This window comes from Streptomyces lateritius (assembly GCF_014649715.1).
Classification (GTDB): Bacteria; Actinomycetota; Actinomycetes; order Streptomycetales; family Streptomycetaceae; genus Streptomyces; species Streptomyces lateritius.
This window is the reverse complement of sequence record NZ_BMTO01000025.1, coordinates 1-21,652: the sequence shown is the minus strand read 5'-3', so window position 1 is coordinate 21,652 and position 21,652 is coordinate 1. Positions and strand designations below refer to the sequence as shown.

The following is a 21,652-nucleotide window of genomic DNA, read 5'->3' as shown; positions in this document are numbered from 1 at the left end:
ATGCTGGCGCACCCCGGTCCTGGTGGCCCTCCTGCCCCGCCGGGGCCGCCGCCGTCCGTGCCGGGCACCCCGCCGCCGGCGTACGGGTACCCGCAGCAGCCGGCGGGTCAGCCGACGGTCGGCCCCGGCTATCAGGCCGTGCTGCGCTACCGCGCGCCCGACGGTTCCGAGGCCCAGATCATCCGGCGGTCCGCCCCCGGGACTCCGCACCCGGAGTGGCAGATCCTGCACGAGCTGCGCGCCATGAACGTGCCGCCGCAGCAGGTGCTGGAACTGCACACGGAGCTGGAGTCCTGTGAGCTGCCCGGTGGTTACTGCGCGCGGATGATCCGGGAGACCTGGCCGCAGGCGCGGATCACCAACATCGCGCCGTACGGCAAGGATCACGCGGGCCGTCAGCAGGGCATGCGGCAACTCCTGACCCATCAGGGGGAGTTGCATCAGGTGGCGGACGGTCCGGCGCGCCCCGCCCCGGTGCGGGCGCCGCTGCCGCAGGTGCAGCCGGCCCCGCCGATCCCCCCGGAGGGGATCGCGCAGGAGCTGGCCGGTGCGTTCGGCCCCGGCATCTGCCGGTTCGATCAGCGGGCCGTGTCCCGGCAGGGTGTGCCGGAGCTTGTCGCGCTGACGCTCGTATGGGCGGGTCTGCCGGCCGACTTCGGGCCGTTCTTCTGGGCGCAGCCGGCCCAGCCGGTCGTTCCGACGCTGGCCGAGCTGGCGGCGCAGCGGCAGATCCAGCCGGCCTCGGACGCGGGGTCGTACCTGGTGATCGGCTCGGACTTTGGGCGGGCGATCTGTGTGCAGTACGGGACCGCGCACATCGTGGCCGTACCGGTCGAGGCCGGTCCGGGCGGGCAGCCGGTGCCGCCTCAGTTCGTGAACAGCGGGTTGCCGGAGTTCACGCGTTCGATGGCGCTGCTCGGGCGGATGTGGCGGCTGCGGTTCGGGCTCAATCCGGAGCAGGCGGGTCGCTGGACGGTCGACTTCCAGGCGCAGCTCGCGATGCTGGACCCGGCGGCGCTCTCGTCGCCGGAAAACTGGTGGTCGGTGTTGCTGGAGCAGATGTGGGACGGCCTGCTCTGACCGATTCTGTTCCTGTGTGACCAAAGGCGCCTGACGTGTCGTACACGTCAGGCGTCTTTTGTCCTGTCTGATGTCGCATCCTTGATGTTTGAGGCATGACGGAAGGGGCGTCAGGATGAGTTTCGCTGTCGGACGGGGTCGCGGGTACCGCCCGGAACAGGTCGACCGCCACCTCGCCGCGCTGTCCGAGGAGCGGGACGCGGCCTGGGAGCGGGCCGCGCGGCTGACCGTCCTGGCCGAGGAGATGGAGGCGGAGGCCCTCCGGCTGCGGGAGGTCGTCGCCGCGCTCGCTCCGCAGAGGTACGAGTCCCTGGGCGACCGGGCGCGGGAGATCCTGGAACTGGCCGAGGCGGAGGACGAGTCCCTCGTACGCGCCGCTGAGGCGCAGGCGCAGGCCCTCGCGGAGGCGGCGCAGCGGGCGGGTTCGGAGGCCGCGGAGGCGGCGCGGGCGTACGCCGAACGGCTCCGGTCGGAGGCGGAGTCGGCCGCCCGTACGACCCTGGAGGCGGCCGAGGCCGAGGCCGAGTCGGCCCGGGCGGCGGCCCGCGAGGAGGCGGAGGAGCACCGGGCCGGGGCGCGGGAGGACTTCGAGGAGACGGCCCGCAGGGCGGCCGCGCTCCTGGAGTCGCAGCGCGAGGAGCAGGCGTCCCTGCGGGAGGAGGCCGATCGCGCGACAGCGGCCCGCGAGGCGGAGCAGGAGTCCCGGTACGAGAAGCTGTTCGCCCACGCCGAGTCCGGCCTCGCGGAGTCCCGCCGCGCCTTCGCCGAGACGGAGGAACAGGCGCGCCACGGCCAGGAGGACGCCGAGGCCAGGGCGGCGGAGCTGCTGGCCGAGGCCCGGATGCGGCAGGAGCGGACGGAACGCGCGACGCAGCGGGTCCTGCGGGAGCACGAGGAGGCCCGCGAGGAGATCCACGCCCACATGGCCCACGTCCGCACGGCCCTCGCCTCCCTGACGGGCCGTACGACCTCCACGGACCAGGCCACGGAAACGGGCACGGGCGCGGACCCGGATCCGGGCCGGCGCGGGCGGCGGGGCGGCGACGGCGGCTGACCGGCCACCTGGCGGTGGGCGCCGGCAGGTCCGGCGATACTCTCCTCCCCTCTAGGGGAGGGAACATATGAAGCAGGTGCGCATGCCCGGCCGTCGTCTGACGGCCGTCGCCGTCGCCGCCGTTCTGGCCGCGACGGGGGGCGCCGTGGCCGTGCCGGCCGCCGCCGCGCCGGTGGGGGCGTTCGCCGGGGACGAGCAGCAGACAGCCGTGACGTTTCCACTGAGCTCCACGCTGGTGAGCGCGGGGGAGAGCGGGTTCCTCACGCGGCAGAGCGGGGAGTACTCACAGACGCGATGGATCCGTTACGCCGACGGGTCGTCGACCCCGTTGCCGGTGAGCGCGGACGCGGTGCGCGGTGGCGTCTCCGACGTCGTGGTGACGGGCGATCAGGCAACGAGCCTCACGCAGTGGCGGCGCCTCAAGGTGCACGACATGGCCACCGGCGCGGCACCGGTCGAGATCGATCTCGACCGGCTCGGGCCGAACTACACCTACCGGGGGAACGCCGGCGCCTCCCTCGTGGTTGCCGTCAAGAAGGCCGACGGGACGATGGAGGCCCACCTGGTCGGCAAGACCGGCGATGTGGTGAGCGATCGCACGGTGACCGGCCTGCCTGAAGGGACGGTCGGCTTCTCCATGGCGGCGGCCTCTTCCGGCGCGGCGGCGCTGATCGCGGTCTCCGGTCCGTCGGAGGCCCGCGTGTACCACCGGGTGGCCGTGGACCTCGCGGCCGGCGCGGTCACGGACACCTACCCCACCACGGGGCGGCAGACCCCGTCGGGCGCCGTGTCGTCCACCCACCTGGCGTGGACGGAGGAGAGCCCGCTGGGGATCGTCGTCGCCAAGCGGGGCTCTTCGGAGACCCGGCGGATCCCCGTGACGAACATGTACAACCACCGGTACGGCCTGGTCGGCGACTGGCTGGTGTCCGGATACGCCGCCACGCCCGGCAGCTCCGATCCGACGGACGCGGCGCTCGTCGCCCGCTCCCTCACCGACCCCGGCGTGTCGGTGCGGCTCATGGACCGGCTGTCGTCGCTCGTGCCGGGGCCGAACGGCACGCTGCTGGTGCGCGGCGGCACGGCGGACAGGGGCGAAGGCCTGTACCGCGTCTCGCCCGGCGCGGACGGCCGCCCCGCGGCCGAGCTCGTCAGCGCCCCGGGCGACCCGATCACCGCCGTCCTCGGCTCCGAGGTCCCGCAGGTCGTCGACTTCGACCGCAGCAGCGGCGTGGACTTCACGTGGCGACTCTCGCACCGCAACGCGAAGGTCTTTCTCAGACTGACCCACAAGCGGACCGGCGAGTCGACGGAGAACCTCATCTGGGCTCCGGGCGTCGGTTTCGCCGACCGGGGGGAGCAGACCGTCGGTTGGACCTGGAGCGGCGACTTCCAGGGCGACTGGCTGTCGGAAGCGCCCAACGGCGAGTACTCCTGGGAGTTGGACGTCGAGCCGATCGACCGTTCCGCCGCCCAGGTCACCAGGACCGGCACGCTGACGGTCGTCCGCAAGCCGGCCCCGCACGACTACAGCGACAACGGCACTCCGGACGTCTTCGCGCGGGACTGGTTGGGCCGCCTGTGGAAGGTCGACCCCGACACCCTTTCGAACGTTCCGCTCAACGGTTACGGCCGCGAGGTCGGCAACGGCTGGGAGGGCTACGACCGGCTCGAGTCGGTCGGCGACGTCTCGGGCTCGAACGCGCCCGACACCATCGCCCGTGACCGCAACGGCGGTCTCTGGCTCTTCAGGGGTACGGGCCTCACCCGGACCCCGCTGGAGAGCCGGACGCCCCTCGGCGGTGGCTGGAACACCTACGACCAGCTCGCCGGCGGCAGCGACCTGACCGGCGACGGCCGGGCGGACCTGGTCGCGTTCGACAAGGCGGGCGGCCTGTGGCTGTACAAGGGCGCCGGCTCGGACACGTCCGTCTACGCGCCGCGCAAGAAGGTCGGCTGGGGCTGGGGGATCTACAACCAGATCACCGCCGTCGGCGATGTGGGCGGCGGCCCGGCTGGCGACCTGCTCGCCCGTGACAAGGCCGGTGTCCTGTGGCTGTACCCGGGCAAGGGCGACGGCACGTTCGCGAGCCGTGTCCGACTCGGCGGCGGCTGGAGCGCGTACACGCACCTCGTGGGCATCGGCGACGCGAACAAGGACGGCCGTCCCGACCTGTACGCGTACGGCCCCGACGGCGCGACGTACCTCTACCGCGGTACGGGCGACTGGCGCGCGCCCTTCGCGGCACGCCAGTTCGCGCAGGTGTACAACCACACGGGCGACAGCTACGACCAGGTGTTCTGAGCCGTCACTCGCCGCCGCGCCGCTCCCCCTCCTCCTCCAGGACGGGGAAGCGGCGCGGCGCCACGATCAGCAGCACCAGCAGGGCCAGGGCCGCCGCGCCCGCCGCGCCGAGGAAGACGTGGTCGACGGCCGCGTCGACCGCTCGGCGCAGGCCGTCGTCGGCGTGGTCCAGGGCGTACGCCAGTGAGTCCAGGTGGGTGCTGCCCCCTAGGTGCGCGGCGAGGACGCCGTTCGCGACGGCGCCGAAGAGGGCCGCGCCGACGCTCTGGCCGACCTGCCGGCAGAAGAGGACGGACGCGGTCGTCGTGCCGCGTTCCTCGTACGGGACGGTCGACTGGACCCCGACGATGAGCGGGAGCTGGAAGAAGCCGAGCGCGCCGCCGAGCAGCAGCATGAGGAGCGCCGGCTGCCAGGGCTCGCCGGGAAACGGGAGCAGGGGGAAGACGAGCAGGACCAGCAGCGCGAGGGTGATGCCGACGACGGCGGTGAGGCGGAAGCCGATGCGGGTGTAGACCCGGTTCGAGAGGGCCGCCGTGACCGGCCAGCTCAGGGTCATCGCCGAGAGGACGAAGCCGGCGGCGATCGGGCCGAGTCCGAGGACGGCCTGGGCGTAGGTGGGAAGGAAGACCGTCGGGGCCACCATCAGCAGGCCGAGCGCGCCGAGGGCCAGGTTGACCGCGGCGATCGTGCGACGGCGCCAGATCCAGCCGGGGATGATCGGTTCGGCCGCGCGGCGCTCGACGAGGACGGTCAGCGCGGCGAGGGCGAACGCGCCGCCGAACAGGCCCAGGGAGGGCGCGGACAGCCAGGGCCAGGCGACCCCGCCCTGGACGAGCGCGGTGAGGAGCAGGGCGCCGGTCGCGAAGATGGCCACGGCGCCGGCCCAGTCGACGGAGGGCCTGCCCGACGAAGTCCCGCCCGCCCCGGAACCCGCTTCCGCTTCCGCTGCCGCCGGTGTCGGGCGTCTGCGGGGCTCCACCAGGAACCGGCCGACCAGCCACAGGGCCACCAGCCCCACCGGCAGGTTGATCAGGAAGATCCAGCGCCAGTCCGCGTACCCCGCGAGCAGACCGCCCGCCGCCGGGCCCGCCACCGAGGCCGTGGCCCAGACGGAGGAGAGCTTCGCCTGGATCTTGGGGCGTTCCCGCAGCGGGTACAGGTCCGCCGCGATCGTCTGGACCGTTCCCTGCAGTGCGCCGCCGCCCAGCCCCTGAACGATCCGGAAGGCGATGAGCGAGGCCATGTTCCAGGCCGCCGCGCACAGCAGGGAGCCGACGAGGAAGAGGACGGTCCCGGCGATCAGGACCGGCTTGCGGCCGAAGGTGTCGCAGAGCTTGCCGTACACCGGCAGTGTCACGGTCACGGCGAGCAGATAACCGGAGAACAGCCAGGAGAACACGGTGAGTCCGCCGAGGTCTCCCACGATCTGAGGGACGGCCGTCGACACGACCGTGCCGTCCAGCGCGGTCAGGCCCATCACCAGCATCAGGCCCGCGACGACCGGGCCGCGCCCGCGCGGAGCGGTGGCCGGGTTCGCGGCCTGCTGAGTCGTCGTCTCGGGCACCCCGTCGTCCCTCTCCCCGCTCCGGCCGATGCGTCGTACATCTAATTCGTCGGCACAGCTTCTCACTCGAACCCAGGGTGGAGAACCGTTTCCAGGAACTGGGCGGGGAGCGAGTCCCGCTGCCAGGACTCGTGCTCAGCCGCGTGCCCCGAACGGTGCCGGGCACGCTGGCCGTGCGCTTTCGCGTCGCGTCCGGGCGGCACACATCGTGTGCGTGGTCCGGGAACGCGAGGGCGGGGTTTCGAACGGTGCGGCTGTCGCCCGCAGGCCGGAAGCCGGTCGCGACCCACGCCCCCGTTCCTCTCTCGGATGCCTGGTCGCCGTGACCGGCGTTCGGAGAACTCCACCCTCGCGCCGAGCCCCCTAGGGGCCCCTCCCCCATAAGAGGCAGGGGCCGTTCGTCCCGGCGGAGGAGGAGAAGGGCGGCCTGCTCTCCTTACCTTGGTCTTACGGATAACCCCCGGGCGGAGAGGGGGAAGCGCACCAGTGACCCTCCGCCCCACCTCCCCAAGACTTGAACCGCGCCCACGCGTGTACGTACATCATCGACATAGGAGACATACGGTGACTTCGGCTGTGACCATCCCCATGCACGGGGGCACTGGAGGGCGTACGGCCGTCGCCGCGCGGGCGCGCCAGGTCGTCAAGGCGTACGGTGCCGGCGAGACCCGGGTCGTCGCGCTCGACCACGTCGACGTGGACATCGACCGCGGGCAGTTCACCGCGATCATGGGACCCTCGGGCTCCGGCAAGTCGACCCTGATGCACTGCCTCGCCGGTCTCGACACCGTCACCAGCGGACAGATCTTCCTCGACGAGACCGAGATCACCGGCCTCAAGGACAAGAAGCTCACCCGACTGCGCCGCGACCGCATCGGCTTCATCTTCCAGGCGTTCAACCTGCTGCCGACCCTGAACGCGCTCGAGAACATCACGCTCCCGATGGACATCGCGGGTCGCAAGGCCGACGCCGAGTGGCTCGACCGGGTCGTGACGACCGTCGGCCTCGCCGACCGGCTGAGACACCGCCCCACCCAGCTCTCCGGCGGGCAGCAGCAGCGCGTCGCCGTGGCCCGCGCGCTCGCCGCCCGCCCCGAGATCATCTTCGGCGACGAGCCGACCGGAAACCTCGACTCCCGCGCCGGAGCCGAGGTGCTGGGCTTCCTGCGGCAGTCCGTGGACGAGCTGGGCCAGACCATCGTGATGGTCACCCACGACCCCGTCGCCGCCAGCCACGCCGACCGTGTCCTCTACCTCGCGGACGGCCGGATCGTCGACGAGATGTTCCGGCCCACCGCCGACGCCGTCCTCGACCGCATGAAGGACTTCGACGGCCGGGGGCGGACGTCATGACCGTGCTCAAGACCTCGCTGCGCAACTTCTTCGCGCACAAGGGCCGTATGGCGCTCTCCGCCGTCGCCGTCCTGCTCTCCGTGGCGTTCGTCAGCGGCACCCTGGTGTTCACGGACACCATGAACACCACCTTCGACAAGCTCTTCGCCTCGACCGCCTCCGACGTCACCCTCAGCCCCAAGGACGCGGCGGTCGACGACGAGACGCCTCAGACCGGCCGGCCCGAGACGCTGCCCGCCTCCCTCGTGGAGCGGGTGCGCGCCGCCGAGGGCGTCGAGGCCGCCCAGGGCTCGGTCATCTCGCTGAGCGTGACCGTGGTGGACGCCCGGAACAAGAACGTCGGCCCCACCAGCGGCGCCCCGACCATCGCCGTCAACTGGTCCGCCAACGAGCTGCGTTCGGTGGATGTGACCTCCGGCCATGAACCGCGCGGACCCACCGAGGTGATGGTCGACGGCGACACCGCCGAGAAGCACGGGCTGAAGATGGGCGACGAGCTGCGCACCATCGCCGTCACCGGCGACTTCAAGGCACGGATCTCCGGCATCGTCGACTTCAAGGTCACCAACCCCGGCGCCACCGTCGTCTACTTCGACACCGCCACCGCCCAGCGCGAACTCCTCGGCAAGGAGGGCCTCTTCACCCAGATCACGGCCGACGCCGCGCCCGGCGTCAGCGACGAGACGCTGAAGGCGAACATCGTCGCCGCGGTCGGCGGCGGGTACACGCTCCAGACCGCCGCCGAGGTCGCGGACGCGGGCCGCGAGGACGTCGCCGGCTTCCTCGACGTCATGAAGTACGCGATGCTCGGCTTCGCCGGGATCGCCTTCCTCGTCGGCATCTTCCTCATCGTCAACACCTTCTCCATGCTGGTCGCCCAGCGCACCCGCGAGATCGGCCTCATGCGGGCCATCGGATCCAGCCGCAAGCAGGTCAACCGGTCCGTGCTCGTCGAGGCGCTGTTCCTCGGCGTCGTCGGCTCGATCGCCGGCGTGGCGGCCGGGGTCGGACTCGCGATCGGCCTGATGGAGCTCATGAGCTCCATGGGCATGGAACTGTCCACCGACGACCTGACCGTCCGCTGGACGACGCCCGCCCTCGGCCTCCTCCTCGGCGTGATCGTCACCGTCCTCGCCGCGTACATCCCCGCCCGCCGGGCCGGGAAGATCTCCCCGATGGCCGCCCTGCGCGACGCCGGCACCCCGGCCGACGGCCGGGCGGGACGCGTACGGGGCGGGCTCGGTCTGCTCCTCACGGCCGGCGGTGCCGCCGCCCTGTGGACCGCGACCCAGGCCGAGAAGGCCTCCGCCGGCTCCCTCTGGCTCGGCCTCGGCGTCGTCCTCTCCCTCATCGGCTTCATCGTCGTCGGACCGCTCCTCGCGGGCGGGGTCGTCCGGGTACTAGGCGCCGTCGTCCTGCGTGTCTTCGGCCCCGTCGGGCGGATGGCCGAGCGCAACGCGCTGCGCAACCCGCGCCGGACGGGAGCGACCGCCGCCGCCCTGATGATCGGGCTCGCGCTGGTCGCCTGCCTGTCGGTCGTCGGGTCGTCCATGGTCGCCTCGGCCACCGAGGAGCTGGACCGCTCGGTCGGCGCGGACTTCATCGTCCAGTCCACCAACGGGCAGCCGGTCATGCCGCAGGCGCAGGCCGCCCTGGAGAGGTCGCCGGGCCTGAGCCACGTCACCGAGTACAAGTGGGTCGAGGCGACGATCACCGACCCGAACGGCAAGGCCGTGAAGAAGGGCCTGGTCGCCGCCGACCCGACGTACGCCAAGGACCTGCGCCGGGACACCACCGCGGGCACCCTCGCGAAGGCGTACGACGAGAACGCGATGTCCGTGGGCAGCGACTACGCCACCGAGCACGGCGTGAAGGTCGGCGACGTCCTGACCGTCGCCTTCAAGGGCGGCGAGAGCGCGAAGCTCACGGTCGCGGCGATCACCTCGGACGAGAACAACGTCGACAAGGGCGCCATGTACACCGGCATCACCACCGCCGCGCGGTACCTGCCCGCCGACAAGCTCCCCAAGAGCATGATCATGTTCGCGACGGCCGAGGACGGCAAGGAGGCCGAGGCGTACGCGGCCCTCAAGGAGTCGCTCGCCGCCTACCCGCAGTACAAGGTGCAGAACCAGGCCGACTACAAGCAGGACCTGAAGGACCAGGTCGGCCAGCTGCTCAACATCGTGTACGGCCTGCTGGCCCTGGCGATCATCGTCGCCGTGCTCGGCGTGGTGAACACGCTCGCGCTGTCGGTGGTCGAGCGGACCCGGGAGATCGGCCTGATGCGGGCCATCGGCCTCTCGCGCCGCCAGCTGCGCCGCATGATCCGCCTCGAATCGGTGGTCATCGCGCTCTTCGGCGCCCTGCTGGGGCTCGGCCTGGGCATGGGCTGGGGCACGGCGGCCCAGAAGCTGCTGGCCCTGGAGGGGCTCGGGATCCTGGAGATCCCGTGGCCGACGATCATGACGGTCTTCGTCGGCTCGGCGTTCGTGGGGCTGTTCGCGGCGCTGGTCCCGGCCTTCCGCGCGGGGCGGATGAACGTCCTGAACGCCATCGCGACGGAGTAGTCCGGCGAAGCACTCCGGCTGCGAACCGTGTACGGCCCCCGGTGCGTCCCCCGGGGGCCGTACGCGTGTGTCGCCCTCAGACGGTGAGCACCGGCACGTCGTAGAGCGGGATGTGCTTGTCCCGGGTGACGAGGGTGAGCCCCTCGGTCTGGGCCTGGGCGATCAGTATCCGGTCGAAGGGGTCGCGGTGGTGGGGCGGGAGCTGCCCGGCGCGGATGCCGTGGAGCCCTGTGACGGGGAGGGCCTTGAGCTGGCAGTCCCGGGCCCGCTCCGGCAGGTCCGGAGGACCTTCGAGCTTGCCGAGCGCTTGTTTGACGGCCAGCTCCCAAGGCGTCACGGCGCTGACGTAGGCGAGGGCCTCCGTGTCGAGGAGGTCCTTGGTCTCGTCCGACAGTTGGGGGGAGTCGAGCAGCCACCACACGACGACGTGGGTGTCGACGAGGAGTTTCACCCGGCGGAGCCCTCCGGGCGCAGGCCGAACGCCTCGGCGAAGCCGGGGTCGTCGGAGAGGTCGTCGAAGTCGTCACGGAAGACGACGGGCTCGGTGAGGGAACCGCGCGCGGTCCGCCGGACCTTGGAGGCCAGCGGGATCACCTTCGCGACCGGCTCGCCGGACTTGCTGATGATCACCTCCTCGCCCGTGGCAACCACTTCCAGGATCTTCGAGAAGTGGGTCTTCGCCTCGTGGACGTTGTACTGCCGGGCTGCTTCCATGGCGGCCTCTCACAGCTAGGCGGACTAAGTTATGGACTTAGCTTAGAGGTGGGCGCCGATCGGGGGCCAGCTCTCCCACTCCACCGAGTGAACGCTTTCACCCGCGCCGGTGAGCCGGCCACGTCGTAGGCTGGGAGCACCCGGCCGTCGTGCCGGGACCCCCGGCCCGTCACACGTGCCGGGCTGTTCGCGTTGCCCGTTTATCCCCGCTTGACCACCCCGGGATGGAAGTCCATGAGTCTGCACGGTCTGCTTGACGTCGTCGTCAAGGACGCGGCCCTCGCCGAAGCGGTGAAGGCCGCCGCCGACGGCAACCGCATGCACGTGGACCTGGTCGGCCCGCCGGCCGCGCGTCCGTTCGCGGTGGCCGCGCTGGCCCGGGAGGCGGGCCGTACGGTGCTCGCCGTCACCGCCACCGGCCGGGAGGCCGAAGACCTGGCCGCGGCGCTGCGCGGCCTCCTCGACCCCGACACGGTCGTCGACTACCCCTCCTGGGAGACGCTGCCGCACGAACGGCTCTCCCCCCGCTCCGACACCGTCGGCCGCCGCCTCGCGGTGCTGCGCCGGCTCGCCCACCCCTCGCCGGACGACCCGGCCGCCGGGCCGGTGCGGGTGGTCGTCGCCCCCGTACGGTCCGTGCTCCAGCCCCAGGTCAAGGGGCTCGGCGACCTGGAGCCGGTGGCCCTGAGGACCGGGCAGACCGCCGATCTGAACGAGGTCGTCGAGGGCCTCGCGGCCGCCGCCTACTCCCGGGTGGAGCTGGTCGAGAAGCGCGGCGAGTTCGCCGTCCGCGGCGGCATCCTGGACGTCTTCCCGCCGACCGAGGAGCACCCGCTCCGGATCGAGTTCTGGGGCGACGACGTCGAGGAGATCCGTTACTTCAAGGTCGCCGACCAGCGCTCCCTGGAAGTGGCCGAGCACGGCCTGTGGGCGCCGCCCTGCCGCGAGCTGCTGCTGACCGATTCCGTACGGGAGAAGGCCCGGGCCCTCGCCGAGCTCCACCCGGAGCTGGGCGAACTGCTCGGCAAGATCGCCGAGGGGATCGCGGTGGAGGGCATGGAGTCCCTCGCGCCCGTCCTGGTCGACGACATGGAGCTGCTGCTCGACGTGCTGCCCAAGGGCTCCATGGCCGTGGTCTGCGACCCCGAGCGGGTCCGCACCCGGGCCGCGGACCTGGTCGCGACCTCGCAGGAGTTCCTCCAGGCCTCCTGGGCGGCGACCGCCGGCGGAGGCGAGGCCCCGATCGACGTCGACGCGGCCTCCCTGTGGGGGATCGCGGACGTACGGGACCGGGCGCGCGAGCTCGACATGATGTGGTGGTCGGTCTCCCCGTTCGCCGCCGACGAAGAGCTCGACGCGACGGTGACATCAGCCGGCGAGCCGGCGGGCCTCAAGCTCGGGATGCACGCCCCGGAGACGTACCGCGGCGACACCGCCCGCGCGCTCGCCGACACCAAGGGCTGGCTGGCCGACGGCTGGCGCACGGTCTATGTCACGGAGGCGCACGGCCCGGCCGCCCGCACGGTCGAGGTCCTCGGCGGTGAGGGGATCGCGGCCCGTCTCGACGCCGACCTGACGGAGATCTCGCCGTCGGTCGTGCACGTGGCGTGCGGCTCGATCGACTACGGCTTCGTCGACCCGGCGCTCAAGCTCGCCGTCCTGACCGAGACGGACCTGTCGGGGCAGAAGGCGGCCGGCAAGGACGGTCAGCGGATGCCGGCCAAGCGGCGCAAGACGATCGACCCGCTGACCCTGGAGGTCGGCGACTACATCGTGCACGAGCAGCACGGCGTCGGCCGGTACATCGAGATGGTCCAGCGCACGGTGCAGGGCGCCACCCGCGAGTACCTCCTCGTCGAGTACGCGCCGGCCAAGCGCGGCCAGCCCGGCGACCGGCTCTACATCCCCACCGACCAGCTGGAGCAGGTCACCAAGTACGTGGGCGGCGAGGCGCCGACGCTGCACCGGCTCGGCGGCGCGGACTGGACGAAGACCAAGGCGCGAGCGAAGAAGGCGGTCAAGGAGATCGCCGCCGACCTGATCAAGCTGTACTCGGCCCGTATGGCGGCGCCCGGGCACGCCTTCGGCCCGGACACCCCCTGGCAGCGCGAACTGGAGGACGCCTTCCCGTACGTGGAGACGCCCGACCAGCTGTCCACCATCGCCGAGGTGAAGGAGGACATGGAGAAGACGGTCCCCATGGATCGTCTGATCTGCGGCGACGTCGGCTACGGCAAGACCGAGATCGCGGTCCGGGCGGCCTTCAAGGCGGTCCAGGACGGCAAGCAGGTCGCCGTCCTCGTCCCGACGACGCTGCTTGTGCAGCAGCACTTCGGGACCTTCTCGGAGCGGTATTCGCAGTTCCCCGTCGTCACACGCGCGCTCAGCCGCTTCCAGTCGGAGAGCGAGTCCAAGGCGACGCTGGAGGGGTTGCGGGACGGTTCGGTCGACATCGTCATCGGCACGCACCGCCTGTTCTCGTCCGAGACCAAGTTCAAGGACCTGGGGCTGGTCATCGTCGACGAGGAGCAGCGCTTCGGTGTCGAGCACAAGGAGCAGCTGAAGAAGCTGCGGGCCAACGTCGACGTCCTGACGATGTCGGCCACCCCCATCCCCCGTACGCTCGAGATGGCGGTGACGGGCATCCGCGAGATGTCGACGATCACCACCCCGCCGGAGGAGCGGCACCCGGTCCTCACCTTCGTCGGCCCGTACGAGGAGAAGCAGATCGGCGCGGCCGTCCGGCGTGAACTGCTGCGCGAGGGTCAGGTCTTCTACATCCACAACCGGGTCGAGTCGATCGACCGGGCGGCGGCCCGGCTGCGGGAGATCGTCCCGGAGGCCCGGATCGCCACCGCCCACGGCCAGATGGGCGAGAGCGCACTGGAGCAGGTGGTGGTGGACTTCTGGGAGAAGAAGTTCGACGTGCTGGTCTCCACGACGATCGTCGAGTCCGGCATCGACATCTCCAACGCCAACACGCTCATCGTCGAGCGCGGTGACAACTTCGGCCTCTCGCAGCTGCACCAGCTGCGCGGCCGGGTCGGCCGTGGCCGCGAGCGGGGTTACGCGTACTTCCTGTACCCGCCGGAGAAGCCGCTGACCGAGACCGCGCACGAGCGGCTGGCGACGATCGCGCAGCACACCGAGATGGGCGCCGGCATGTACGTGGCGATGAAGGACCTGGAGATCCGCGGCGCGGGCAATCTGCTCGGCGGCGAGCAGTCCGGTCACATCGCGGGCGTCGGCTTCGACCTGTACGTACGGATGGTGGGCGAGGCGGTCGCGGACTACCGGGCGCAGATGGAGGGGGGCGCCGAGGAGGAGGCCCCGCTGGAGGTCAAGATCGAGCTCCCGGTCGACGCCCATGTGCCGCACGACTACGCGCCGGGCGAGCGGCTGCGCCTGCAGGCGTACCGCGCCATCGCCTCGGCGAACTCGGAGGAGGACGTCAAGGCGGTACGGGAGGAGCTCACCGACCGCTACGGCAAGCTGCCCGAGCCGGTCGAGAACCTGCTCCTCGTGGCCGGTCTGCGGATGCTGGCGCGGGCCTGCGGGGTCGGTGAGATCGTTCTGCAGGGTCCGAACATCCGCTTCGCGCCGGTGGAGTTGCGCGAGTCGCAGGAGCTGCGGCTCAAGCGGCTCTACCCGCGCACGGTCATCAAGCCGGCGGTCCACCAGATCCTGGTGCCCCGGCCGACGAGCGGCAAGATCGGCGGAAAGCCGGTGGTGGGGCGCGAACTGCTCGCGTGGACGGGCGAGTTCCTGACGACGATCCTCGGGTCGTAGGGGAGGGTCGTCCGGGGCCGTCCGGGGCCGTCCAGGGCCGGTCGTGGGCGGGGCCGGCCCCGGGACGACCCTTCGGGGCCGTCAGAGGGCGTCGAGGTCCAGGGCCTGGGCCATCGCGCGGTACCCCGCGTCGCCCGGGTGGAGGTGGTCGCCCGAGTCGAAGGCCGGGAGCATGCGGTCCGGGTCGGCGGGATCGGCGACGACGCGGTCGAAGTCGGCCACGGCGTCGTACGCGCCCGACGTGCGGATCCAGTGGTTGACGGCGTCGCGCTTGGCCTCGTTGACCGGGGTGTCGTAGACCGAGCCCTTGATCGGGGTCAGCGTCGCACCGACGATCCTGACGCCCTTGGCGTGGGCCTGCCGGATCAGCTCGCGGTGGCCCTCGACGAGCTGCTCGACGGTCACCTCCGGGGTGGTGGGCTGGCCCGGGACGCTCAGGCCGCTTCCGCCGATGTCGTTGATGCCCTCCAGGACGATGACGGTGCGCACGTTCGGCTCGGTGAGCACGTCCTTCTTGAAGCGCTCGATGCCCTTCTCGCCCGCCCAGGCCCAGTCGTTGGTGACCTGGTTGCCGGCGATGCCGTGGTTGACGACGCCACGCGGCTTTCCGGCGGCGGCGAAGCGCTCGGCCAGCTCGTCGGGGTAACGGTCGTTCGCGTTCAGGCCGGAGCCGACGCCGTCGGTGATCGAGTCGCCGAAGGTGACGACGCCGTCCCGGCGCGGGGCCTGACCGCCGGACACCTCGACGCCGGAGAGGTAGTACCAGGAGTCGCTGGACTCCTTGAACGCCGTCCCGTCCCGGTCGGAGCGGTGGTCGCCGTCCGCGCGGTAACTGGTGGCGGAGGAGAAGGTGTGGAAGGTGGCGGGTCCGGTCTCCTCGGCGAGGTAGAGCGTGACCGTCACCGATTCCAGGGCGGCCACCGCGAACGGCACACCGTCGCTGTACGCGGTGGCGCCGACGGGGATCGTCACGGAGCGGCCCTTGCCGAAGGACAGCTGCCGGACCGAGCCGGCCTTCACCGAGGCGCCCTCGGCGGTGCGTGCCACGGTGGCGCCCGTGACCCGCAGCGGCTTCGTGCCGTAGCGGTTGGAGAGCTCGATACGGGCCTTGGTGCCGCCGGTGGTGACCCGGACCACCTGGCGGACCGTGTGGTCGGAGAAGCCCTGCTGCGACCAGTTCGGGGCGAAGGGGGCGGTCGGGTACTGCGGCGAGGTGGCCCAGGCGCCGCGCCACGACCCGTCATGGCGGTGCTCGGCGGCCACGGCGGTGGTGCCGGTACCGAAGGTGGTGCCGGCACCGAACCCGGCTCCGGCTCCGGCCCCGGCTCCGGTGAGGGGGAGCGCGGTCAGCGTGGCTGCGGCTAAGAGGGTGACGCCCGTGCGGCGTACGGACTTCGTGAAAGTCATCGTGGTCATGCACGTGACCAAGTGGAGATCGACTCCGGTTATTCCCCCGGGGGTTGGGGCGCGTCGTCCGCGAAGAGCAGCCGGGCGAGGGTGCGGAAGACCTCCTCGGGGTCCTGTTCGCCGATCGGCCCTTCGAGGTTGTGGCTGAGCAGGAGCGTCGCGAAGCCGTGCGCGAGCGACCAGGCCGCCACGCCCGCGAGGCGCGGGTCGGTGCCCCGGGTGCCGCCGCCGGGCAGTCCGGCCACACCGGCCCGGAGCCGGTCGCCGGCGCGCTCCTTGGCGGCGAGCAGGTCCGGGTCGTCGGGGCGGTGCAGGTCGGGCTGGAACATCACCTGGAAGTGCGCCGGGTGGTCGGCGGCGAAGCGGACGTACCGCACGCCCGCGTCCTTCAGGTCCGCCGCCTCGCCGAGCGCCACCGCCAGCAGGTCGAAGCCCTCGGTCGCGACGGCGGTGAGCAGGCCCGCGCGGTCCTTGAAGTGGTGGGCCGGGGCGGCGTGCGAGACGCCGGCGCGGCGGGCCAGATCGCGCAGGCTCAGGGCGGACGGGCCCTCGGTGGCGATGACGTCGAGGGCGGCGGTCAGGACGGCCTGCCGCAGGTCGCCGTGGTGGTAGGTGCGCCGACTGCTCATGACAGCAGCCTACGCCAAATCTAGGCATTGACAAGTTTGCCGGACGAGAGCAATCTAGGCGGTGACAAGATGAGATGCGAGACGCAGGAGGAAGCCATGACCGCGGAGACCGCACACGCGTCGAACGTGGAGCCCGGACGCGTGCGGCAGATGTGGCATCTGCTGGAACCCCTGCACGCGCTGCTCTACTACGCCCCCGAGGCCTTCGAGGAGGCCGCCGCCCTCGGTCACGACGTCGAGGAGCGCTGGCCCGGCTACTTCGCCTGGCGCGCCGCGCCCCTGGGCCCGGCCGGGGCGGAGCGGGTGGCGTCCGCGTTCTACAGCTTCAGCCCGTCGATGGTCGCCCGGTACGTGCCCGAGGTCTGGCGCACGGCCCCGCCCGCCGATGTGCTCGCCGCCCGGCTGCGCGCCGTGGACCGGGCCTACCGCTCGGTCCTCGGCGCCGCCACCGTCGAGGGGCCAGAGCTGGCCGAAGCCGCCGCCCTCGCCCGGCGCGTCGCCGAGGCGGCCCCGACCGCCGGCCGGCCCCTGGCGGCCGCCAACGCCGAACTGCCCTGGGCGGACGCACCGCACCTGGTCCTCTGGCAGGCGGCGACGCTGCTGCGCGAACACCGCGGCGACGGTCACGTGGCCGCGCTGCTCGCGGCCGGGCTCGACCCGGTCGAGGCCCTGGTCTCCTTCGCGGCGGTCGGCGCGGCCTCGGAGAAGACCTTCGAGAGCCGTGGCTGGAGCGCCGCCGAATGGGGTGCGGCCCGGGAGCGCCTCGCCGCCCGGGGACTGCTGGCCGCCGACGGCACGGCCACCGAGGCCGGACGCGCCCTGCGCGCGGAGGTGGAGCTGCGTACGGACCGCCTGGCCGCGGCCCCCTGGGCCGCCCTCGGCCCCGGGGACACCACGCGACTCGCCGAACTCCTGGGCGGTCCCTGGCTGGCCGTCATCGGCTCCGGACTGCTCCCGGCCGAGAACACCCTGGGCATCGGGAAGATCTGAGGACCGCCGATTGACTGAGGCCGGGCCGGGCCGGGCGGGGCGCGGCCGCGGAGTGTGCGAGGCACTCCGCGGCCGGAGGTGTCGTGGGCGGGATCGTCAGGCCGAGGGAGGCGGCGGCGGAGGCGGCTGCTCCGGCGAGTCCTTCCTGCCGAGCCTGTCCTTCATGTGCTGCTGTGCCCGGTCGACCTTGTCCGCGTGCTTGTTGCCGGTTCTCTTGTCGACCATGTCCCCGGCGCGATCGATCCCTTGCTGGGTCTTGTCCGGGTGCTGGCCCATCATCTCTTTGAGCTTGTCCATGATCCCCATGCGCACTGACTCCTTCGGAAGGGGGGCATACAGCGCATTCGACGCTACGCGCCCCCGGCCGTTTCCGCGCGCTGAGCGACTTGATGGTCTGGACCATGAAGGGGCGTGGCTAGGATCCCGGCGTGCTCAGCTACCGCAGGACCACCCCGCCCCTGGCCGCCCTCGCCGCAGCCGCCGTCCTCGCGACGGCCGGCTGTACGACGCCCGCCGACCGTTCCCCGACCGAGGGCGCCCCCGGCCCCGCCGGCTCCGCGCTCGCCGCCGTGGACACGCTCACCGTCAAGGGCCGCGCGCCGAAGACCGGCTACGACCGGGAGAAGTTCGGCCGCGCCTGGGCCGACGTCGACGCCAACGGCTGCGGAACCCGCGACGACATCCTCAAGCGCGACCTCACCGGCGTCCGCTTCAAGGAGGGCCGCTGCAAGGTCGCCTCCGGGGTTCTCGCCCACGACCCGTACACCGGTGGACGCGTCGACTTCGTACGGGGCCGCAGCAAGGTCGACATAGACCACCTCGTCGCGCTCTCCGACGCCTGGCAGAAGGGCGCGCAGCGGTGGGACGCGGACAAGCGGCGACGGTTCGCCAACGATCCGCTCAACCTCCTGGCCGTCGACTCGACCGCCAACCGCCGCAAGTCCGACGGGGACACCGCCACCTGGCTGCCGCCCAACAAGGCGTACCGCTGCACCTACGTGGCCGCGCAGGTCGCGGTGAAGAAGAAGTACGGGGTGTGGGTCACGCGTGGCGAGCGCGACGCGATGAAGCGCGTCCTGGGCACCTGTCCCGAGCAGCGGCTGCCATAGGGGGTGCCGCTGCCGAAAAGCGGTTGGTGCGCGTGCGAGTGATCGTTAACCTGCCCCGATGGAGCTGAACATAACGACCCTCGCCGAACGTCCCGAACTGCAGGGCCGGATGTGGCAGATGAAGGATCTCTGGCCGGAGTTCACGCTCCACGACCCGGTCGGCTGGGGGTACATGGCGCGGATCGTGACGGAGCTGCCCGAGTACGTCCTCGTGGCCACCGACGCCGAGGGCGAGGTCGTAGCCCGTGCGTTCAGCGTGCCGTTCCAGCTCCAGGCGGAGGGCCGCCGTGCGTTGCCCGCGCGCGGGTGGGACCAGGTGATGCTGTGGGCGTTCTCCGACCTGCGCCACGGCCGCACCCCGGACACCGTCAGCGCGATCGAGGTGTGCGTCGACACCGGTGCGCTGGGCAAGGGTCTCTCGGGGCGGATGCTCGCCGCGATGCGCGACAACGCCGAGCGCCTCGGTTTCACCGAGGTCGTCGCCCCGGTCCGGCCCAACGGCAAGCACCTGGAGGCCGCGGCCTCCATCGACGAGTACGCCTTCCGCACCCGCGAGGCGGACGGGCTGCCGCACGACCCCTGGCTGCGCGTCCACGTCCGCGCCGGCGGCACCATCGAGCGGGTCGCTCCGGCCTCGATGACGATTTCCGGCTCCCTCGAGGAGTGGCGCGCGTGGACGGGGCTGCCGTTCGACACCGACGGCCCCGTGGAGGTGGCCGGCGCCCTGGTGCCGGTGCACTGCGAGGCCTCGCGCGGCTACGCCGTCTACGTCGAGCCGAACGTGTGGGTCCGGCACCGGCTCTAGCTTCTCGGCCGAAGCTGTTCGGCGGTGCTGCGCAGGGTCGATCCCCTCCTGTGACCGACCCGGGAGGCGACGTACCGGGAGGGGGGATGTACCGTACGGCGTCCCTGCCGTATGCCCCGCCCCGGAGAGGTCACCGATCGTGAACCAAGCCGTCGCCGTCGAGAGTGCGGACCCGAGTCCGACGCCGCCGGTCCATGAGCCCGCCCTGCCCGGTATACGGGCCCGGCTGGCCCTAGCGGTCGTGCCGCTCCTGAGCCTTGGGGTGTTCGGTTTCGTACCCTCCCTGGTCCTCGCCCTGCGCCGGGGCACGCGCGGCGACTGGCTGGCCGCCGTCGTCTTCACCGCGCTGTCGGTCGCCTGGTCGTTCCAGATCGCGCTGACGCCCGAGGAGACGCACGGCGCCCAGTACGCGCTGGACGTCCTGCTGCTGCTGGGCGCCTCGGTCGCCGCGGCGGTCCACTGCCTGGTCGTCCGTCCCGCCCGCACACGGGCGGTGCCCGCGCAGGCGGCGCTTACGGAGGCCGCACCCGCCGGGACCGCGCCTGTCGCGCCCGTCGCCCACGTCGAAGCGACGTCCCTCGAAAAGGCCGCCGAGGCCGCGCCTGCCGAGGCCGCGCCCGCTCCCACCGCGCCGTCGCTCACGAAGTCGGACGACACGAAGTCGGACGACACGAAGACGGACGACACGAAGACGGCGGGCCCGAACGCATGAAGACCCGACGAACCTGGCGCAATACGGCCAAGCAGGCCGATTCCTCCGCGACTTCCCGCGTCCCCCGCGTACTCGCCTCGGCAGCCGGCGCGCTGCGCGGCCGCGCCGGCTGGACGGTGGCGAGCGCCGCCGTCCTGGCCCTCGGCCTCCTCGCCGTCTGGATCTTCGTCGGCGGCAAGCAGGACGGGCCGCCCGACCCGAGGGCCCGCCAGTACAAGGACTTCGACGCCTGCCTCCTCACCGACGAGAAGGGCATCGTGACCGGCGCGCCGGCCGCCCCCGTCTGGGAGGGCATGCAGCAGGCGTCCGGGGAGACTCAGGTCCGCGTCACCTTCGTGCCCGTGATGGGTGAGCAGTCGGTGGCCAACGTCCAGCCCTTCTTCAACGGTCTGATGCAGCGTCAGTGCGATGTCGTCCTCGCGTCCGGCGCCCCCCAGGTGAAGGTCACCGAGGAGGGGGCCAAGAAGCACCCGAAGGTTCGATTCGTCGTCGTGGACGGCTCGTCGGGCGCCGGAAACGTCACGCTGGTGACGTCGGGCGAAGGCCTCAAGAAGGCGGTGGCGGACGCTGTCAGACGGGCCGTCAAGGACGCTGCTCCGTAACGGTCAAGCACCAGTTCCCCTTGGCAGGTAAAGATCTTATAAAGAGCCGGATCTCAAGTGGAACTGACGTACGCGCATCGGGCAGGCTCACGGGGCTCTATTGGCAACGTGATAGCAAAGGCTCCCCATGCGTGTTCGCTGGGTCCGTAGCCCTCGGCTGTTTCCACCGGGTCGTTCCGGTAGGCGCAGACTGAGGGCTACGGCTCTTTTCGTTCTTGTCTTCTTCTCCGGCATGCTCACCACCGAGACGGCGATGGCCATGGGGGCCACGCTCTCGCCGGTGAAGATGCCCCAACTCTCCCTCTCCGGGCTCTGGAAATGGATCAACGAGAACCCTCTGGACACCCCTGACCAGCAGGGCGGTACCGCCCGTGGCAAGGGGCACCACGCCTCCTCGGACGCCACGAGCGCCGAGGGTGATGCCGGGCGCAAGCCGGGCAAGGGCAAGGGTGAGCTCGATGCGTTCGAGCGGCCGAACGAGCGCCCGGGCACGTCGAAGACCGGTGCTGCCAAGGGCGACGCCAAGAGCTTCGACGCCCGCACGAGCAAGCGGGATGCGAAGAAGTCGACGGCGACGTCCGACTTCTACGTCAACGCCGACGGCTCCACGACCGTGCGTCACTTCGCGGGCCGTACCAACTTCAAGGGCGCGGACGGTTCCTGGAAGCCGATCGACACCCGGCTGACCGAGGACACCGACGGCCGTCTGCAGCAGCGCGCCAACTCCCTGGATGTCGAGTTCGCGCAGGACGCCTCGGACCAGCAGCTGGCGTCGGTCGACTTCGGCGCCGGGCGCTCGCTCGGGTACGCGCTGAAGGATGCCGCAAAGGCCGAGCCCACGGTGGCCGCGAACGGCACGGTGACCTACGCCGATGTGTTGCCGGACACCGATGTGCAGCTGGTGCCGCTGGCGGAGGGCTTCAAGGAGAACGTCGTCCTGCGCTCGCCGCAGGCGGCGAACTCCTGGAC

Annotated in this window: 18 protein-coding genes; 12 read left to right on the top strand and 6 right to left on the bottom strand. The window is 71.8% G+C overall.

Annotated elements, in window-relative coordinates:
• The 3 genes from IE136_RS36235 to IE136_RS33745 form a co-directional block, all read left to right on the top strand.
• On the top strand, nucleotides 1–1,080 hold a 1,080-nt coding region (locus IE136_RS36235; protein WP_229819455.1), incomplete at its 5' end, for an SUKH-4 family immunity protein.
• 115 nt (nucleotides 1,081–1,195) lie between these two features.
• Nucleotides 1,196–2,134 carry a coiled-coil domain-containing protein gene (locus tag IE136_RS33750; protein WP_229819453.1) on the top strand — a complete coding sequence of 313 codons (939 nt, stop codon included), beginning with the start codon at nucleotides 1,196–1,198 and terminating at the stop codon, nucleotides 2,132–2,134.
• Nucleotides 2,135–2,201: 67 nt separating this feature from the next.
• Nucleotides 2,202–4,439, top strand: coding sequence for an FG-GAP-like repeat-containing protein (locus IE136_RS33745; RefSeq protein ID WP_158987995.1), 2,238 nt, complete (start codon nucleotides 2,202–2,204; stop codon nucleotides 4,437–4,439).
• A gap of 4 nt (nucleotides 4,440–4,443) precedes the next feature.
• Here the strand turns inward: IE136_RS33745 and IE136_RS33740 are convergent, their stop codons facing one another.
• Nucleotides 4,444–6,003, bottom strand: a complete 1,560-nt coding sequence (locus IE136_RS33740) for an MFS transporter (RefSeq protein ID WP_229819451.1) — start codon at nucleotides 6,001–6,003, stop codon at nucleotides 4,444–4,446.
• A gap of 588 nt (nucleotides 6,004–6,591) precedes the next feature.
• Here IE136_RS33740 and IE136_RS33735 point away from each other — a divergent pair.
• Together IE136_RS33735 and IE136_RS33730 are read left to right on the top strand one after the other, a co-directional pair.
• Nucleotides 6,592–7,356, top strand: a complete 765-nt coding sequence (locus IE136_RS33735; RefSeq protein WP_373309204.1) for an ABC transporter ATP-binding protein — start codon at nucleotides 6,592–6,594, stop codon at nucleotides 7,354–7,356.
• On the top strand, nucleotides 7,353–9,926 hold the full coding sequence (locus tag IE136_RS33730) for an ABC transporter permease (protein WP_158987993.1): 2,574 nt from the start codon (nucleotides 7,353–7,355) through the stop codon (nucleotides 9,924–9,926). The genes IE136_RS33735 and IE136_RS33730 overlap by 4 nt, the downstream gene beginning before the upstream one ends.
• 76 nt (nucleotides 9,927–10,002) lie before the next feature.
• On the opposite strand, the gene IE136_RS33725 is transcribed toward IE136_RS33730, so the two are convergent.
• Complete coding sequence (locus IE136_RS33725; protein ID WP_158987992.1) at nucleotides 10,003–10,377, bottom strand: type II toxin-antitoxin system VapC family toxin; 375 nt, start codon at nucleotides 10,375–10,377, stop codon at nucleotides 10,003–10,005.
• The gene (locus IE136_RS33720; protein WP_158987991.1) at nucleotides 10,374–10,640 is read right to left on the bottom strand and encodes a type II toxin-antitoxin system Phd/YefM family antitoxin; all 267 of its coding nucleotides are present in this window, start codon (nucleotides 10,638–10,640) and stop codon (nucleotides 10,374–10,376) included. Before IE136_RS33720 ends, IE136_RS33725 begins: the two co-directional genes overlap by 4 nt.
• Nucleotides 10,641–10,874: 234 nt before the next feature.
• On the opposite strand from IE136_RS33720, the gene mfd reads away from it, so the two are divergent.
• Nucleotides 10,875–14,429, top strand: coding sequence for a transcription-repair coupling factor (gene mfd / locus IE136_RS33715; RefSeq protein WP_158987990.1), 3,555 nt, complete (start codon nucleotides 10,875–10,877; stop codon nucleotides 14,427–14,429).
• Between the two features lie 81 nt (nucleotides 14,430–14,510).
• Here mfd and IE136_RS33710 read toward each other — a convergent pair whose 3' ends face one another.
• Nucleotides 14,511–15,836 carry an SGNH/GDSL hydrolase family protein gene (locus IE136_RS33710; protein WP_189602408.1) on the bottom strand — a complete coding sequence of 442 codons (1,326 nt, stop codon included), beginning with the start codon at nucleotides 15,834–15,836 and terminating at the stop codon, nucleotides 14,511–14,513.
• Nucleotides 15,837–15,874: 38 nt separating this feature from the next.
• Nucleotides 15,875–16,465, bottom strand: a complete 591-nt coding sequence (locus IE136_RS33705) for a TetR/AcrR family transcriptional regulator (protein ID WP_189602388.1) — start codon at nucleotides 16,463–16,465, stop codon at nucleotides 15,875–15,877.
• Nucleotides 16,466–16,561: 96 nt separating this feature from the next.
• Between IE136_RS33705 and IE136_RS33700 the strand changes: the two genes are divergently transcribed.
• A complete protein-coding gene (locus IE136_RS33700) occupies nucleotides 16,562–17,455 on the top strand; it encodes an SCO6745 family protein (RefSeq protein ID WP_189602387.1) in 894 nt (297 codons plus the stop codon).
• Nucleotides 17,456–17,551: 96 nt separating this feature from the next.
• On the opposite strand, the gene IE136_RS33695 is transcribed toward IE136_RS33700, so the two are convergent.
• Nucleotides 17,552–17,761 (bottom strand): antitoxin, encoded by a 210-nt coding sequence (locus IE136_RS33695; RefSeq protein ID WP_158987987.1) that lies wholly within the window; start codon nucleotides 17,759–17,761, stop codon nucleotides 17,552–17,554.
• A gap of 122 nt (nucleotides 17,762–17,883) precedes the next feature.
• On the opposite strand from IE136_RS33695, the gene IE136_RS33690 reads away from it, so the two are divergent.
• From IE136_RS33690 to IE136_RS33670, 5 genes are all read left to right on the top strand, one after another.
• A complete protein-coding gene (locus tag IE136_RS33690) occupies nucleotides 17,884–18,564 on the top strand; it encodes an HNH endonuclease family protein (protein ID WP_189602386.1) in 681 nt (226 codons plus the stop codon).
• A 58-nt stretch (nucleotides 18,565–18,622) separates the two neighbouring features.
• Entirely contained in the window at nucleotides 18,623–19,369 is a 747-nt protein-coding gene (locus tag IE136_RS33685) for an N-acetyltransferase (protein WP_158987985.1), read from the top strand.
• 139 nt (nucleotides 19,370–19,508) lie between these two features.
• Nucleotides 19,509–20,081 (top strand): hypothetical protein, encoded by a 573-nt coding sequence (locus IE136_RS33680; RefSeq protein ID WP_189602385.1) that lies wholly within the window; start codon nucleotides 19,509–19,511, stop codon nucleotides 20,079–20,081.
• Nucleotides 20,078–20,683 (top strand): type 1 periplasmic-binding domain-containing protein, encoded by a 606-nt coding sequence (locus IE136_RS33675; RefSeq protein ID WP_158987983.1) that lies wholly within the window; start codon nucleotides 20,078–20,080, stop codon nucleotides 20,681–20,683. The genes IE136_RS33680 and IE136_RS33675 overlap by 4 nt, the downstream gene beginning before the upstream one ends.
• Before the next feature lie 232 nt (nucleotides 20,684–20,915).
• Nucleotides 20,916–21,652 (top strand): hypothetical protein (locus IE136_RS33670; protein ID WP_189602384.1); only part of this gene is annotated, 737 nt, incomplete at its 3' end.